This is a genomic window from Micromonospora sp. WMMD967 (genome assembly GCF_029626165.1).
In the GTDB taxonomy this organism is placed as follows: domain Bacteria; phylum Actinomycetota; class Actinomycetes; order Mycobacteriales; family Micromonosporaceae; genus Micromonospora; species Micromonospora taraxaci.
Window position 1 is genome coordinate 2,403,664 of the sequence record NZ_JARUBK010000001.1, and the last position, 14,152, is coordinate 2,417,815.

18 protein-coding genes are annotated in these 14,152 nt (G+C 72.4%); 8 read left to right on the forward strand and 10 right to left on the reverse strand.

Annotated features, from left to right (window positions below; all coding sequences use genetic code 11):
* The first annotated feature begins 80 nt into the window (after positions 1 to 80).
* Positions 81 to 1,256 (forward strand): ROK family transcriptional regulator, encoded by a 1,176-nt coding sequence (locus O7631_RS11310; protein ID WP_278144203.1) that lies wholly within the window; start codon positions 81 to 83, stop codon positions 1,254 to 1,256.
* Between the two features lie 109 nt (positions 1,257 to 1,365).
* On the opposite strand, the gene O7631_RS11315 is transcribed toward O7631_RS11310, so the two are convergent.
* Positions 1,366 to 2,376, reverse strand: a complete 1,011-nt coding sequence (locus tag O7631_RS11315) for an ABC transporter permease subunit (protein WP_278144204.1) — start codon at positions 2,374 to 2,376, stop codon at positions 1,366 to 1,368.
* Complete coding sequence (locus O7631_RS11320; RefSeq protein ID WP_278144205.1) at positions 2,373 to 3,380, reverse strand: ATP-binding cassette domain-containing protein; 1,008 nt, start codon at positions 3,378 to 3,380, stop codon at positions 2,373 to 2,375. Before O7631_RS11320 ends, O7631_RS11315 begins: the two co-directional genes overlap by 4 nt.
* Positions 3,381 to 3,511: 131 nt before the next feature.
* On the opposite strand from O7631_RS11320, the gene O7631_RS11325 reads away from it, so the two are divergent.
* Positions 3,512 to 4,354, forward strand: coding sequence for an ABC transporter ATP-binding protein (locus tag O7631_RS11325; RefSeq protein WP_269680758.1), 843 nt, complete (start codon positions 3,512 to 3,514; stop codon positions 4,352 to 4,354).
* A 25-nt stretch (positions 4,355 to 4,379) separates the two neighbouring features.
* Positions 4,380 to 5,276 (forward strand): ribokinase, encoded by an 897-nt coding sequence (locus O7631_RS11330; protein ID WP_278144206.1) that lies wholly within the window; start codon positions 4,380 to 4,382, stop codon positions 5,274 to 5,276.
* Positions 5,277 to 5,287: 11 nt separating this feature from the next.
* On the opposite strand, the gene ftrA is transcribed toward O7631_RS11330, so the two are convergent.
* The gene (ftrA, locus tag O7631_RS11335; protein WP_278144207.1) at positions 5,288 to 6,316 is read right to left on the reverse strand and encodes a transcriptional regulator FtrA; all 1,029 of its coding nucleotides are present in this window, start codon (positions 6,314 to 6,316) and stop codon (positions 5,288 to 5,290) included.
* A 70-nt stretch (positions 6,317 to 6,386) separates the two neighbouring features.
* Between ftrA and O7631_RS11340 the strand changes: the two genes are divergently transcribed.
* A complete protein-coding gene (locus O7631_RS11340; protein WP_278144208.1) occupies positions 6,387 to 6,845 on the forward strand; it encodes a rhodanese-like domain-containing protein in 459 nt (152 codons plus the stop codon).
* 12 nt (positions 6,846 to 6,857) lie between these two features.
* On the opposite strand, the gene O7631_RS11345 is transcribed toward O7631_RS11340, so the two are convergent.
* From O7631_RS11345 to O7631_RS11360, 4 genes are all read right to left on the reverse strand, one after another.
* A complete protein-coding gene (locus tag O7631_RS11345; protein ID WP_278144209.1) occupies positions 6,858 to 7,583 on the reverse strand; it encodes a hypothetical protein in 726 nt (241 codons plus the stop codon).
* 47 nt (positions 7,584 to 7,630) lie between these two features.
* Positions 7,631 to 8,020, reverse strand: a complete 390-nt coding sequence (locus tag O7631_RS11350) for a hypothetical protein (RefSeq protein ID WP_278144210.1) — start codon at positions 8,018 to 8,020, stop codon at positions 7,631 to 7,633.
* Complete coding sequence (locus O7631_RS11355; RefSeq protein ID WP_278144211.1) at positions 8,017 to 8,499, reverse strand: DUF6232 family protein; 483 nt, start codon at positions 8,497 to 8,499, stop codon at positions 8,017 to 8,019. The genes O7631_RS11350 and O7631_RS11355 overlap by 4 nt, the downstream gene beginning before the upstream one ends.
* Before the next feature lie 89 nt (positions 8,500 to 8,588).
* Positions 8,589 to 9,068 (reverse strand): DUF6232 family protein, encoded by a 480-nt coding sequence (locus O7631_RS11360; RefSeq protein WP_278144212.1) that lies wholly within the window; start codon positions 9,066 to 9,068, stop codon positions 8,589 to 8,591.
* Positions 9,069 to 9,166: 98 nt separating this feature from the next.
* Between O7631_RS11360 and O7631_RS11365 the strand changes: the two genes are divergently transcribed.
* Both O7631_RS11365 and O7631_RS11370 read left to right on the forward strand, forming a co-directional pair.
* The gene (locus tag O7631_RS11365; protein ID WP_278144213.1) at positions 9,167 to 9,940 is read left to right on the forward strand and encodes an enoyl-CoA hydratase-related protein; all 774 of its coding nucleotides are present in this window, start codon (positions 9,167 to 9,169) and stop codon (positions 9,938 to 9,940) included.
* A gap of 85 nt (positions 9,941 to 10,025) precedes the next feature.
* Positions 10,026 to 11,648: an acetolactate synthase gene (locus O7631_RS11370; RefSeq protein ID WP_278144214.1), complete on the forward strand. Its 1,623-nt coding sequence runs from the start codon at positions 10,026 to 10,028 to the stop codon at positions 11,646 to 11,648.
* Between the two features lie 43 nt (positions 11,649 to 11,691).
* Here O7631_RS11370 and O7631_RS11375 read toward each other — a convergent pair whose 3' ends face one another.
* From O7631_RS11375 to O7631_RS11385, 3 genes are read right to left on the reverse strand one after another with little or no spacing between them, the layout of a single operon-like run.
* Positions 11,692 to 12,108 (reverse strand): PLD nuclease N-terminal domain-containing protein, encoded by a 417-nt coding sequence (locus tag O7631_RS11375; protein WP_278144215.1) that lies wholly within the window; start codon positions 12,106 to 12,108, stop codon positions 11,692 to 11,694.
* A gap of 27 nt (positions 12,109 to 12,135) precedes the next feature.
* Positions 12,136 to 12,441, reverse strand: a complete 306-nt coding sequence (locus tag O7631_RS11380) for a DUF202 domain-containing protein (RefSeq protein ID WP_278144216.1) — start codon at positions 12,439 to 12,441, stop codon at positions 12,136 to 12,138.
* The gene (locus O7631_RS11385; protein ID WP_088991161.1) at positions 12,438 to 12,830 is read right to left on the reverse strand and encodes a DUF202 domain-containing protein; all 393 of its coding nucleotides are present in this window, start codon (positions 12,828 to 12,830) and stop codon (positions 12,438 to 12,440) included. The genes O7631_RS11380 and O7631_RS11385 overlap by 4 nt, the downstream gene beginning before the upstream one ends.
* A 42-nt stretch (positions 12,831 to 12,872) precedes the next feature.
* Here O7631_RS11385 and O7631_RS11390 point away from each other — a divergent pair, with 42 nt between their 5' ends.
* Both O7631_RS11390 and O7631_RS11395 read left to right on the forward strand, forming a co-directional pair.
* Positions 12,873 to 13,670, forward strand: a complete 798-nt coding sequence (locus tag O7631_RS11390; protein ID WP_278144217.1) for a GNAT family N-acetyltransferase — start codon at positions 12,873 to 12,875, stop codon at positions 13,668 to 13,670.
* Entirely contained in the window at positions 13,667 to 14,080 is a 414-nt protein-coding gene (locus tag O7631_RS11395) for a hypothetical protein (protein WP_208745092.1), read from the forward strand. The genes O7631_RS11390 and O7631_RS11395 overlap by 4 nt, the downstream gene beginning before the upstream one ends.
* Positions 14,081 to 14,152: the final 72 nt, after the last annotated feature.

Consider the following 14,152-nt stretch of genomic DNA (forward strand, 5'->3'; position numbering starts at 1 on the left):
CGGGTGACCGTTACGCTACGGCTACCCGTTCGCAGGTCGGTTTACAGTTAGCAAAGTTTACTAAAACTAGAGGACGTGTCATGAGTGCGACCCGGCTACCCGGCACCCCCCGCCTGTTGCGGGCGCTCAACGACCGTGCCGCGCTGGAACTGCTCCTCGAACGCGGCCCGCTGACCAGGGCCCGACTCGGCGAGCTGACCGGGCTGTCGAAGGTCACCGCCTCGCAACTCGTCGAGCGGCTGGAGGAGCGCGGCCTCGTCACGCGGGTCGGCGAGCAGGCCGGCGGGCGGGGGCCGAACGCCCAGCTCTACGCGGTTCGTCCGAGCAGCGCGCACGTGGTCGGGGTCGACGTCGGGCCGGACCGGGTGGTGGCCGCCTGCGCCGACATCACCGGTGCGGTCATCGGTCGGGTGGAGCAGTCGACCCGGGACACCGACGATCCGGTGGGCGTGGTGCACAACGCCGTGGTGCAGGCAGCGAGCAGCGCCCAGGCGCAGCTGAGCAGCGTACGGCGGATCGTGCTCGGCACTCCGGGTCTGGTCGACCCGGGCACGGGCGACATCACCTTCGCCTTCAACCTGCCGCGCTGGCACAGCGGTCTGCTGGCCGCGTTGCGGGAGGACCTGCACACCCCGGTCGTCTTCGAGAACGACGTCAACCTTGCCGCGGTGGCCGAGGCGCAGTCCGGCGCCGCACAGGGTCTGGCGGATTTCGTGCTGGTCTGGGTGGGCGCCGGTGTCGGGCTGGCGATCATGCTGGGCGGGCGGCTGCATCACGGCAGCAGTGGAGCGGCCGGCGAGATCGGCTACCTGCCGGTGCCCGGCGCGCCCATCCCGCGTGATGTCTCCCGGCGTGCCAAGCCGGCCTTCCAGCAGCTTGTCGGCGCGGACTCGGTGCGGGCGGTGGCCGGTGAGCACGGCTACCCGGACACCGACGCCGCCGAGGCGGTCCTCGCGGCCGTCGCTGCCGGCGCCGACGGCGGCCCGATGCTCGACGAGTTGGCCCGCCGGCTCGCGATCGGCGTGGCCAGCACCTGTGTGGTGCTCGACCCGCCGCTGGTGGTCCTCGCCGGAGAGGTGGGTCGGGCCGGTGGCACGGCGCTCGCCGACCGGGTGCAGCAGGAGGTGGCGGCGATCACCCTGGTCCGACCGCGGGTGGTGCCGACCGGGCTGACCGAGGAGCCGATCCTGCACGGCGCGCTGCGCACCGCGCTGGACGCCGTGCGCGACGAGGTGTTCGGCTCCACCGTCGGCTGAGCCCGCTGCGGCGGTCATGTGAAGGAATATTTCACCGCGAGCCTGCGGGTTGCAAGCCCTTGCCGGACCGTCGGGCCGACCCCTGAGGGCCGGCCCGACGGGCCCCGGCTCAGATCAGGTCGCGGCGACGGAACACGGCGAACGCCGCCGCGGTCAGTCCGCCGGTGAGCAGGAGCAGCACCACCAGGGCCGGTCCCCAGGTCAGGACGTAGGAGCCGTCGCAGTAGGCCGTGCCCGAGCTACCCGGGCAGGTGTCCCAGAAATCCGCCTTGGCGGTGAGCCAGGCCTGGATGTGGCTGGAGAGCATGAACCGGTCCGGCCGTCGGGCGTCGATGATCTCCAAGACCAGGCGGCCACCCAACTCCCACACCACCAGGTACGCCGCCGCCGCCCCCAGCGCCGCCGACGTGTGCCGACCCAGTGTCGCGATGGCGAAGCCCATCGCGGAGGCCAGCAGCACCAGCACCACGCCACGGAGGTGCACCGCGCCGAGCGAACGCCAGAACTCACCGCTCAGCCGGCCGGGTAGCCCGGCGGTCTGCCCGATCACCCAGAACGTGGCGAGGTAGGCCACCGACGCGAGCAGGGCCAGAACCAGCACCACCCCGAGCAGGGTGCCCAACTTGGTCGCCAGCACCGTCAACCGGCGTGGTCGCCACAGCAGCAGGTTCACCACGCCACCCGAGTTCAGGTCGGCGCCGATGTAGGAGGCGCCGACCAGGAACCCGAACAGCACCAGGAACGCGATGAGGAAGTAGAGCAACGGCAACGCCTGGTTGGCGAAGCTGAACACCCCCGGCAGGAAGTCCGCGGCGATCGGCAGCCGATCCTGCCGGATCGGGTCGATCTCCGAGCAGTCCTTGGGGAAGTACTGGTCCATGTCGCTCTGCGGAAGCGTGCCGTTCTGTCGCGCCAGGCACTGCTGGTGAGCCAGCTCCAGCCCCTGCCGCGCCTCGGCGGCCTGAGCCCGCGCCGAGGTCATCTCGTCCGCGCTCGGCTTGTGGGAACCCGCGAGGGTGGTCGCCGCCGTGACAGCGAAGGCAAACGCCAGCAGGACGACCATGAGCTGCACGAAGCGACGGGCCGACAGCCGCTCCACCTCGGCACGGACCAGGTTCACGCGTCCACTCCCCGATCGAGATTGATCACAGCATCGCCCCGATCGGCGTACGACAGCGCCGCGTCGTCGACCTGCCGGGGCACCGACGGATGCTCGTACGCGCCCGTCAACTCCAGGAAGACGCTCTCCAGATCCGGCCGGAGCGGGGTCAGCTCGCCCACCCACAGACCCTGCTCGCCGAGCGTCCGGCTGACCACCGTCGGGTCACTCACCCCACTCACCACCAGCGCCTCGCCGTCGACGGCCGCCGTCAGCCCGGCCGCGTGCAGCAGCTCGACAGCGCGTTCGGCCTCGGCCACCCGCACCAGGAACTCGTGCCTGTCGTAACCCGCCAGCACCTCGTCCACCCGACCGGCCGCCACCCGACGCCCGTGCGAAATGATCGTGACGTGGTCGCAGATCAGCTGGATCTCACCAAGGATGTGACTGGACACCAGCACTGTCACCCCGGCCGCCGCCAGTGACCGCATCAGGTCCCGCATCTCCCGGATGCCCGCCGGGTCCAGCCCGTTCGCCGGCTCGTCCAGGATGAGCAACCGTGGGTCCTTCAGCAGCGCGGACGCCACCGCGAGGCGCTGCTTCATGCCCAACGAGTAGCCCTTCACCCGCTCGTCGCCCCGGTCGCGTAGGCCCACCAGGTCCAGCGCCTCGTCCACCCGCGAGACCGGCACCCCGCCGGCACGCGCCAACAACCGCAGGGTGCGGTAGCCGGTGAAGTTGCCGAAGAACTGCGGACTCTCCACGATGGCGCCGACCTGCCCCGCCACCCGGGGCAGCGACTCCGGCGACGGCGCACCCAGCACCGTCATCCGTCCGCTGTCGGCGCGTACCAGCCCGAGCAGGGCGCGCAGGGTGGTGGTCTTGCCGGAACCGTTCGGGCCCAGGAAGCCGTGGACCTGGCCCTCCTCGACCAGCAGGTCGAACCCGTCCACCGCCACCCGTCGACCGTTGCGCATGCTGTGGAAGGTCTTGCGCAGACCCTCGATCTCGATGACCGCGCTCATCCGCGCGGCTCCGTACCTCGACGGGGCATGGACGGTCCTTCAGGTTTGGTGATCAATGACACGGCGCTTCACCCTATGGCCGGGGCGCCGCCCGTGGGGGGCGCCGCGTCGCTGCGTGGTTGGATGGAGCGGTGACTGGTGACCTGATCCCCGGCGCCGCCGGCGCCGCGCCTGCCGCCGCCCCCGTCGACCCGGATCTGGTGGTCAGCCTCGACGGCGTGGGCGTACGCCGCTCCGGCACCGCCCTCCTACAGGACCTGACCTGGCGGGTCGAGCTGGACGAGCGGTGGGTGGTGCTCGGCTCCAACGGGGCCGGCAAGACGACACTTCTCAACCTGGCCGCCGGCCGACTGCACCCCACCACGGGTGTCGCGCACGTGCTCGGCGAACGGATCGGCCGCACCGACGTCAACGAGCTGCGTACCCGCATCGGGCTCACCACCGCCGCGGTCGCCGAGCGACTGCCCGCCGACGAGCGGGTCAGCGACGTGGTGGTGACCGCCGCCTGGTCGGTGGTCGGCCGCTGGCGGGAGAACTACGACCGAGGCGACGAGGCGCGAGCCCGGGCACTGCTCAGCCAGCTCGGTGTGGGCGGGCTCGCCGAACGCCGCTACGGCACCCTCTCCGAGGGGGAGCGCAAGCGGGTGCAGATCGCCCGTGCCCTGATGACCGACCCGGAGCTGCTGCTGCTCGACGAGCCCGCCGCCGGGCTCGACCTGGGTGGCCGGGAGGACCTGGTCGCCCGACTGGCCGAGCTGGCGTACGACCCGGACGCCCCGGCGATGGTGCTGGTCACCCACCACGTCGAGGAGATCCCGCCGGGGTTCACCCACGCGCTGCTGCTGCGCGAGGGCGGCGTGGTCGCCCAGGGCCTGCTCGCCGACACCCTCACCGGGGACAACCTCTCCAAGACCTTCGGCCTGCCGCTGGTGGTGGAGCGCTCCGGCGACCGCTACACCGCTCGGGCCGCCTGAGCGACGGGTCAGGGCGGAGACGACAGTGCCTCAGACCCGGGTCGCCGTGGTGGGCAGCGCCAACATGGACCTGGTCGCGATGGCGCCCGCGTTGCCGAGACTGGGCGAGACCATGCTCGGCACCGACTTCATGATGGTGCCCGGCGGTAAGGGAGCCAACCAGGCCGTCGCCGCGGCTCGGGCCGGCGCGTCCTGCTCCTTCCTCGGCGCCATCGGCTCGGACGCCTTCGGCGTCACCCTCAAGGCCCGCATCACGGCGGCCGGGGTGGACACCAGCCAACTGCGGGTGGTCTACGGCACCTCCGGCGTGGCGTTGGTGATGGTGAACGCCCAGGGCGAGAACGCCATCCTGGTCACCCCCGGGGCCAACGACGCGCTGGTCGGCCTCACCGAGGACGAGCTGGCCACGGTGTGCGCGGCGGACGTCCTTGTCGCCCAACTGGAGATCCCGGTGTCGACGGTGACGGCCGCCGCGGTGGCCGCCCGCGCCGCCGGCACCCGGGTCATCCTCAACGCCGCCCCGGCCCGCGACCTGCCACCCGAGCTGCTCGCATCGGTGGACCTGCTGGTCGTCAACGAGGGCGAGGCACGCACGCTCGCCGGTCGAGGTCGGGAAGAGCCCCGGGCACTGCTCGACCTGACCCCCAGGGCCGTTCTCACTCTCGGTGGTGAGGGTGCCTGGTACGTCGACCGGGACGGCACCGAGGTGCACGTGCCGGCGATCCCCGTCGACGTGGTCGACTCCACCGCCGCGGGCGACGCGTTCACCGCCGCGCTGGCCGTCGGCTGGGGCGAGGGACGCGACCTGGTCGACGCGGTGCGCTGGGCGTCGGCTGCCGGCGCTGCCTGCGTACGCAAGCTCGGTGCCTCGGTCGCGCTTCCGCAGCGCGCCGAGATCGACGAGCTGTACGCGCCGGCCTGAACCAGTCCGCGCTACGCCGGCCGGTCCGCGCCGACGCGGAAGGCCCTGCGGTACGCCGACGGTGAGGTCAGCATGATCCGGCCGAAGTGGTGCCGGTACGTGACCGGCGTGTCGAAGCCCACCGACCGGGCGACCCGCTCGACCGGGGCCTCCGTCTCCTCCAACAGGGGCAGGCTGGCCCGGATCCGCTGGTCGATCAGCCAACGGATCGGGCTGGTCCCGGTGGCCCGGGCGAAGTGCCGCAGATAGGTGCGGGGCGACATGTGCGCGTTCCCGGCGAGCTGGGCCACTGTCAACGGCTCGGCGAGACGGGCGAGTGCCCAGTCGATGCTGGCGGCGATCCGGTCGTCGTCCGGGTCGGCGGGCACCGGCGCCTCGACGAACTGGGCCTGCCCGCCGTCGCGGTGCGGCGGGATCACCAGTCGCCGGGCGACCGCGTTGGCGACCGCCGCGCCGTGGTCACGCCGGACCACGTGGACGCAGAGGTCCAGCCCGGCGGCGCTCCCGGCGCTGGTGAGCAGGTCACCGTCGTCGAGATAGAGCACGTCCGGGTCCACCTCGATCCGCGGGTACCGCCGCGCCAGCAGTTCGGCGTACCGCCAGTGGGTGGTGGCCCGCCGGCCGTCCAGCAACCCGGCGCCGGCCAGCGCGAACGCGCCCGAGCAGATCGACATGATCCGCGCCCCACGTCGATGTGCCCGGCGTAGCGCGGTCACCAGCTCCGGTGACGGGTCACCGGTCACGTCCGGGACACCGGGCACGATCACCGTCCGCGCACCCGCCAGGTCGGCCAGGCCGTACGGGGTGTGCAGGCTGGCGCCGCCGACCACCGGCACCGGTCCCGGTTGCTCCGCGCAGACCACCAGGTCGTACCACTCGACGTCGAACTCGGGCCGGGGCAGCCCGAACACCTCGGTGACGATGCCCGTCTCGAACACCGACATCCCCGGGTACGCGAGCACGGCGACGCGGTGCGCGGCTGACGCCCGTCGGGGCGCCCGGAGCAGGAGCGGGTCGGTGGACGTGGACCCGAGCGGCATGGCGGGATGTTAGCGCAGGACGTCCTATCCGCCACTCGTCCCGGCCCGGCGTACTGGCGAGGATCGGTGCATGACCTTCACCTTCGCCGTTCCGGCGGCCGACCCGGCCACCGCCGCCGCCCACTTCTCCGCCCGGCTCAGCGTCGAGACCGACGTGAGTGACGTGCACGCCGACCTGTCGGCCCGTACCCCCGCTCTGGTGGTGGTCGACACCAGGGGTGCGGCGGCCTGGACGCAGGGACATCTCCCCGGTGCGGTGCACCTGCCCACCGCCGAGATCGCGACCCGCGCGGCGGAGGTCGTCCCGGCCGGCTCGGCGGTGGTGACCTACTGCTGGGGGCCGGGCTGCAACGGCGCGACCCGGGCGGCGCTGGAGTTCGCCCGCCTCGGTTACCGGGTCAAGGAGATGCTCGGTGGGTTCGAGTACTGGGTGCGGGAAGGGCTGCCGGTGGTGACGGCGGGCGGGTTGACCCGTCGCCCGGTCGACGACCTGACGGCGCCCCGGTCGAGCATCACCTGCGACTGCTGACCCGGCGACGGCTCAGACGGCGTCGTCGCTGAGCTTCTCGCCGCGTCGGCGCAGCATGCCCAGCCCGGGGATGCCGGCCACGGCGAGCTTGAGGTCACGGGTCACGTCGAGCAGGTCGTGCAGGTCGGGCCCGACCCGGTCGAGGGTGGCCAGGATCGGCAGGATGTCCGCCGTCAGGTGTTGCTTGAGCTTGGGCAGCTCGTCGATCAGGTGGATCGCGGCGGTGATCTCCTCGTGGCTGAGCTGCTCGACGAACCGCTCGGTCATCGGCGCGGCACGCCGCAGCGCCGGCTCGTACGCCGCCAGCAGTTCGGCCGCGGTGGCGGCGGCCTCCGCCGCGGTGCCCACGGTGACGGAGGCCCGGCCGGCCACCCCCTCGGCGTTGGCGACCACCGTGGCGGCGGTCCGGGCGACGCGATCGGCGTCGGCGACCACCACGGCGGCGGCAGTGGCCACCTCGGTGGCGGTGTCGATGGCGGTGGTCGCGGCGGCGCTGATCACGGCCACCTCGCGGACGGCTGCCTCGGCGTCGGTCAGCACCTGGTCGGTCCGGTCCAGGGTCGTCTCGATCCGGTCGACCACGCCGTTGATCCGCGCCAGCAGCGCCTCCACCCCGTCCAGCACCGCGAACGCGCGGGTGGGCACGGCGGCGAACGAGGCGGCCGAGCCGAGCGCCTGGTCGAGAGCGGAGCGGGTCAGGCCGACCACGGCGGTCGGGGTGGGGAGGGGAATCGCCATGGGGTCAAGTGTGCGTCGGCCGCACCACAACCGCCCGACGGAGCTGGTCAGCGCGACCGTCGACCGGCTCCGTCGGCGCGGGACACCCGCAGGGCCCACCAGATCAGCGGCGCCTGCATCGGGACCCGGCCGTACGCGATCGCCCGCTTTGTCGGACGCCGGTGCCGCCAGTCCACCGCCATCTTCACGTTGGCGGGCAGCACGGCGACGAAGAGCGCGGCGGCAGCCCGACCTCCGGCTCGTCGGGTGGCCGGGTTCGCGACCGCCGCCGCCACCGCAAGCTCCGCCACCCCGCTGGCGTACGTCCAGAACCGCGGCGGTCCGGGCAACGCACGCGGCACGATCGGGTCGTAGACGCCGGGGCGTACCAGATGGGTGACGCCGGCCGCCGCGAGCAGCGCGGCCAGCGCGGCGGCCTCGCCACGGCGGTTGGTCATCGATGGTCCCCCTGCTGTTCGACGGCGCGCTGCACGGCCCGGTAGATTTGCCCGAACCGTAGCGCGTCCGGGGTGCGCAGCAGCAGATCCTCCCGACCGTGGTGCTGCACCCACAACTCGTGCACATGGCTGCCGCGCTCGTAGGAGCGGTCCAGCCAACCGAGGGGGATCTCCAGGAACGGCAGCGACACCAGGGCCCCCACCGCGCAGGCGGCGAGGATGATCAGAGCCAGCTTCCAGTTGCCCCGGTCCTGTGCCGACCAGGCCAGTGACAGCACGCAGACCACGGCGACCAGCGGCGGCAGCGAGAGCAGCAGGACCAGGACACCGCGACCCAGCACACGGCCGCGTACGGCGAGGGTCTTCTGCCCGCGCGCATGCCACACGAACGTCACGTCGGACAGGGCGATCACGTGACCGCCCGCCCGGATCGACTCGGATGTCACCTGCACCGCGTCGTCCCGGTAATAGAGGGTCATCACTAAGCCTAACCACCGGAAGGCAACCTTCGCCCGGGTCGGCCCCGGTCGCCAGGGCCTCGGCGACCCCCGAATCGCCGGCGTGCCGGCTAGCGGCGGGTGACGGGGCGGGCCGGTTGGCTGTGCTCGACCGCGCGCTGCACCGCCCGGTAGATCTGCCCGAAGCGCAGCGCGTCGCCGGTGCGCAGCAACCGCACTGGCTGACCGCGCCATCGGGCCCAGATCTCCAGTTGGCGGCTGCCCCGGGCGTACGAGCGGTCCAGGTGTTCGAAGAGGAAGTCGGCGACGGGCCCGACGGCCAGGCCGACAAGCACCGACGCGCCGACGATCGCGATCGTCACGGTGGGGGAGCGGTGCAGCCACACGGCCACGCCGATGCCGAGCACCGCCGCGACCAGCGGGCCGGCGAGCGCCGCGCCGATCGCGCCCCGCCCAGCGAGGACGCGCCAGGATCGGGTGCCCCGGCGGTGCCAGATCATGCTGATGTCGGACAGCGCGTAGGTGCGGCCATCGACCCGAAGGGTGGTGGAGGTGACCTGCACCGACCTGTCGTCGTAGTACGTCGTCATGGCTGGACTCCCGCCCACGGGGCTGACACCACACTACTTACCCAAACGAGCCGGGTCGTAAGGTTGGCACGCGACTTCGACGAGGAAGTGAGGGCAGCGTGGGCGAGTTCGTTCGGCTGGAGACCACTGACGGCATCGGCACGATCCGGCTGGAGCGGCCGCCGATGAACGCGCTCAACACCCAGGTCCAGGAGGAGTTGCGCGCCGCCGCGACGGCGGCCACCGCCGACCCCGAGGTTCGCGCCGTCATCGTGTACGGCGGGGAGAAGGTCTTCGCCGCCGGCGCGGACATCAAGCAGATGGCCGACATGTCCTATGTCGACATGGCGGACCGGGCCGCGAACCTGTCCAGCGCCCTCGGCGCGATCGCACGGATCCCCAAGCCGGTGGTGGCCGCTATCACCGGGTACGCGCTCGGTGGCGGCTGCGAGTTGGCGCTGGCCTGTGACTGGCGGATCGTGGCCGACGACGCCAAGCTCGGCCAGCCGGAGATCAAGCTCGGCATCATCCCGGGTGCCGGCGGCACCCAGCGGCTGGCCCGCCTGGTCGGCCCGGCCCGCGCCAAGGATCTGATCATGACGGGCCGGATGGTCGACGCCGAGGAGGCGCTGCGGATCGGCCTGGCCGACCGCGTGGTACCGGCCGCCGAGGTCTACGAGGCCGCTGTCGCCTACGTGAAGCCGTACCTGACGGGTCCGGTGCAGGCGTTGCGCGCGGCGAAGCTGGCGGTCGACGGCGGCCTGGACATGGACCTGAACTCCGGTCTGGCCTGGGAGAGTCAGCTCTTCGCGGCGCTGTTCGCCACCGACGACCGGCGGGAGGGCATGTCGGCCTTCGTGGAGAAGCGCAAGCCGGACTTCACCGGCCGCTGACACGGCTTAGCCGAGAACGGTTCACATTGTTCCTACCGGCCAGTAGCGTGGGGCCTCGGTCAAGAGGAACGAAGGGGAGCGGCGAATGACGGAGCGGATCGAGGGTCACGGCGGCGAGTTGGCGCTCGCGGCCCTACGCGCGCACAGCGTACGGGAGATGTTCACCCTCTCCGGAGGGCACGTCTTCCCGCTCTACGACGCGGCGTACAAGACCGACTTCCCGATCTACGACGTCCGGCACGAGCAGTCCGCGGTCTTCGCCGCCGAGGCGGTGGCCAAGCTCCAGCGTCGTCCCGGCCTCGCCGTGCTCACCGCCGGGCCGGGTGTCACCAACGGCATCTCCGGCATGACCAGCGCGTTCTTCAACGCCTCACCGGTGCTGGTGCTCGGTGGCCGCGCGCCCGCGTTCCGCTGGGGTTCCGGCAGCCTCCAGGAGATGGACCACCTCCCGCTGGTCGCCCCGGTCACCAAGCACGCCGAGACGGTGTTCAGCACCGACGACATCCCACGCGCTGTGGGTGCGGCGCTCAACGCCGCGCTCACGCCGCACCGCGGCCCTGCCTTCCTCGACTTCCCGCTCGAGACGGTCTTCTCGGTCGCCGAGGCGGACCTGCCCGCCGCGACCGCCGTCGACCCGATCGCACCGGACCCGGAGGAGGTCGGCCGCGCCGCCCTGCTCATCGCCGGGGCGCAGCGACCGGTCATCATCGCCGGCTCCGACGTGTACGCGGGCGACGCGGTCGCCGCGCTGCGCGAGGCGGCGGAGGCGTTGCAGGTCCCGGTCTTCACCAACGGCATGGGCCGCGGCTCGCTCCCGCCGGAGCACCCGCTCGCCTTCGCCAAGGCCCGCCGGGCCGCGCTCTCCGGCGCCGACGTGGTCGTGGTGGTGGGCACCCCGCTGGACTTCCGCCTCAGCTTCGGTGACTTCGGCGACGCCAAGGTGGTGCACATCGTCGACGCGCCCAGCCAGCGGGCGACGCACGTGCAGCCGGCCGCGGCTCCCGCCGGAGACCTGCGCCTGATCCTCTCCGCGCTGGCCGACCACGCCGGTGACCGGACCGACCACGCCGACTGGATCGCCGACCTGCGCGTCGCCGAGGACGCGGCGAAGGCACGCGACGCCGCCGAGATGGCCGCCGAGACCGACCCGATCCGTCCGGCGCGGATCTACGGTGAGCTGCGTCGGGTGCTGGCCCCGGACGCGATCACCATCGGCGACGGTGGCGACTTCGTGTCGTACGCCGGGCGGTACCTGGAGCCGTCGCAGCCCGGCACCTGGCTGGACCCGGGCCCGTACGGCTGCCTGGGCACCGGCATGGGTTACGCGATGGGCGCCCGGGTCAGTCACCCCGACCGGCAGATCTGCGTGTTGATGGGCGACGGCGCGGCCGGCTTCTCGCTGATGGACGTCGAGTCGCTGGTCCGCCAGAAGCTGCCGGTGGTGATCGTCGTCGGCAACAACGGCATCTGGGGGTTGGAGAAGCACCCGATGCGCGCGATGTACGGCTACGACGTGGCCGCCGACCTTCAGCCGGAGCTGCGCTACGACACCGTGGTCAGCGCGCTCGGCGGTGCGGGGGAGACGGTCGCCAAGGCGGCGGACCTCGGGCCGGCCCTGCAGCGGGCGTTCGACGCCGGAGTGCCGTACCTGGTCAACGTGCTCACCGACCCGACCGACGCGTACCCCCGGTCGTCGAACCTGGCCTGAGTCGCACCCGCCGTCGCTCCCTGCGGGGGCGACGGCGGTGCGCTCACACCTCCGGCCGGTCACCCTCGCGGGGCGGGTCACCGTCGCGACGGCGCAGGTCGTCCTCGCGGCGGCGCAGGTCCTCCTCCCAGCGGCGGAAGAGTTCCTCGTCCTGGTCCTTGGCACGCTCCTGAACCGAACGCAGGAACTCCGGGTCGTCGTCGGGGGCGACCGTGCGGGGGCGCTGCCGCTCGGGTGAGCCGGTGCCGCCCAGCCAGCCCTTGCGGGCACCGGAGCCGGCCTCCCGGCCGGCGAGGAACCAGGCGATCGAGCCGATCAGCGGGAAGAACAAAATGATCAGCACCCAGGCGATCCGGGGCAGGGCACGGATCTGGCCCTCCTCGGCGGAGAGACAGCTGATCAGCGCGCAGACCGCGAGGACGATCTGCACCAGGAAGAGGAGTACGCCAAGCCGGGCCATGCACCCATCATGGCTCACCGTTTCCCGTCACCACAGTCCGCGGAGCGCCAGCAGCACTCCCAGTAGTGCGAGGCCCACGGTGCCGAACGCGACCAGGGGTAACGTCCGGCCGCCGGTGCGGGCCGGGCCGGTGCCGGTGGCCCGGGGCCAGCAGAGCATCAGCAGGGCGCCCCACACCACCACTGTGACGCCGGCGATCAGCGCCCCGACCGGGTCTCCGGTCGACGCCAGCCGCACGGCGAGCGCGGTCACCACCGTCGCCGTGAGCAGGGTGCGCCGCCAGGCCAGCCGGGTCCGCTCCGGTTGCAGCCCGGGGTCGCGTCCGGTGCTCACCGGCCGCCGACGGCCCGGATCAGGACGGCGACGACCAGCAGCACCGCCCCGGCGCCGACGGCGATGGCGAGGATGGCGGGAAACCGCGACGCGGGCAGCTCCTCACCGAGCCGGATGGCCCGCTCGGTGCGCGCCCAGTGGTCCACGGCGCGGATCGCGACCACCCCGCCGAGCAGCAGCAGTGTCACCGCGATCACCTCCCGCAGGTGGCTCATCGGCAGGGGTGGCAGGAACTGTGCGGCGGCCAACCCGCCGCCGACCAGCGCCAGCCCGGTTCGCAGCCAGGCGAGGAAGGTTCGCTCGTTGGCCAGGGAAAACCGGTAGTCCGGAGTTTCACCGACCGAGCGCAGCTCCGCCGGGTCGAACCACCGCCTGATCGCCTCCCACACAGTGGGAGAATATCCACTTCCCCGGCCGCTTAGCCTGGGCCGGTGACTGATCTCGACGTAAAGACGCTGCGCGACGCCTACGACAACCAACTCCGCCCGGAGATCCCCGATCCGGTCCCGGCCGGGGTGACGGTGGAGCGGGACGGGCCGCTGGTCCGGATCCTCGGGCTCGACGCCGGCGGGTTCCTCACGTACCGCGACCTGGGTGGGCTGACCGGTGACGCGCTGGACGAGCTGATCGCCCGGCAGGTGCAGTTTTTCCGTGAGCGTGGCCAGTCGGTCGAGTGGAAGCTCAACGAGCACGACGAACTGGCCGACCTGGCGGACCGGCTACGCGCCGCCGGCTTCGTCCCGGAGGACCGCGAGACCGTCGTGGTCGGGCCGGTCGCCCCGCTGGCCGCCGCGCTGCCTGTCGTTCCCGAGGGGGTACGCCTGCGTGAGGTGACCGCCCGGGAGGACCTGGAGCGGATCGCCGCCATGGAGGAGGAGGTCTGGCAGGCGGACCGTTCGCACCTCGTGACGGGTCTGGCCAAGGAGATCGACGCCGACCCGAACTCGATCACAGTGGTGGTGGCCGAGGCGGGCGAGACGGTGGTGAGCGCCGGCTGGGTGCGGTTCCCGGCGAACACCGGCTTCGCCACGCTGTGGGGTGGCTCGACGCTGCCGCAGTGGCGGCGTAAGGGCATCTACCGGGGGTTGGTCAACTACCGGGCGCGGCTGGCCGAGCAGCGGGGTCGGACGCTCATGCAGGTCGACTGTTCCGAGGACAGCCGGCCGATCCTCCAGCGACTCGGTCTCGTCCCCGTCACCACCACCACCCCGTACGTCTACACTCCGTGATCATGGAGCAGCGGTTGACGGACGAGGAGCGCCTGACCATCAAGACCGGTGCCTTCGGTGCTGTCTTCCTGGTCTCCAACGCCGACCCGGGGGTGCTGGGGGTGATCCGGGAGAGCATCGCCGCGTCCGGCGCGCTCGCCGACGCCAGCGGGGCGATCAAGGAGGCGCTGACCACCGGCCCGTTGCCGAGGCTTCCCCGGGACTCCCAGTTGGAGATCGAGTCGGTGGTGCTGCCGGCGTTGCGTCAGGCCGTGCTGATCCTGCGCGAGAAGTCACCGCCGGACGTGGAGGCGTACCGCTCGGTGGTGCTGGCCGCGGCGGACCGGGTGGCCCGGGCGCACGACGGGGTCGCACCGGCCGAGGCGGCGGCCATCGACCAGATCCGGGTTGCGTTGGCCGAGCCGGCCTGATCGTCCTGACGTCGGTGAGCTGTGTCACTCTGTGTGCCTCGGGGGCGCAACCTACTGGCAGGTAACATTGCC

Excerpts from the sequence above, each read along its gene's own strand:
- O7631_RS11310 (WP_278144203.1), top strand. The coding sequence starts at position 81 with ATGAGTGCGACCCGGCTACCCGGCACCCCCCGCCTGTTGCGGGCGCTC.
- O7631_RS11320 (WP_278144205.1), bottom strand. The coding sequence starts at position 3,380 with ATGAGCGCGGTCATCGAGATCGAGGGTCTGCGCAAGACCTTCCACAGC.
- ftrA (WP_278144207.1), bottom strand. The coding sequence starts at position 6,316 with ATGCCGCTCGGGTCCACGTCCACCGACCCGCTCCTGCTCCGGGCGCCC.
- O7631_RS11340 (WP_278144208.1), top strand. The coding sequence starts at position 6,387 with ATGACCTTCACCTTCGCCGTTCCGGCGGCCGACCCGGCCACCGCCGCC.
- O7631_RS11345 (WP_278144209.1), bottom strand. The coding sequence starts at position 7,583 with ATGGCGATTCCCCTCCCCACCCCGACCGCCGTGGTCGGCCTGACCCGC.
- O7631_RS11350 (WP_278144210.1), bottom strand. The coding sequence starts at position 8,020 with ATGACCAACCGCCGTGGCGAGGCCGCCGCGCTGGCCGCGCTGCTCGCG.
- O7631_RS11355 (WP_278144211.1), bottom strand. The coding sequence starts at position 8,499 with ATGACCCTCTATTACCGGGACGACGCGGTGCAGGTGACATCCGAGTCG.
- O7631_RS11360 (WP_278144212.1), bottom strand. The coding sequence starts at position 9,068 with ATGACGACGTACTACGACGACAGGTCGGTGCAGGTCACCTCCACCACC.
- O7631_RS11370 (WP_278144214.1), top strand. The coding sequence starts at position 10,026 with ATGACGGAGCGGATCGAGGGTCACGGCGGCGAGTTGGCGCTCGCGGCC.
- O7631_RS11375 (WP_278144215.1), bottom strand. The coding sequence starts at position 12,108 with ATGGCCCGGCTTGGCGTACTCCTCTTCCTGGTGCAGATCGTCCTCGCG.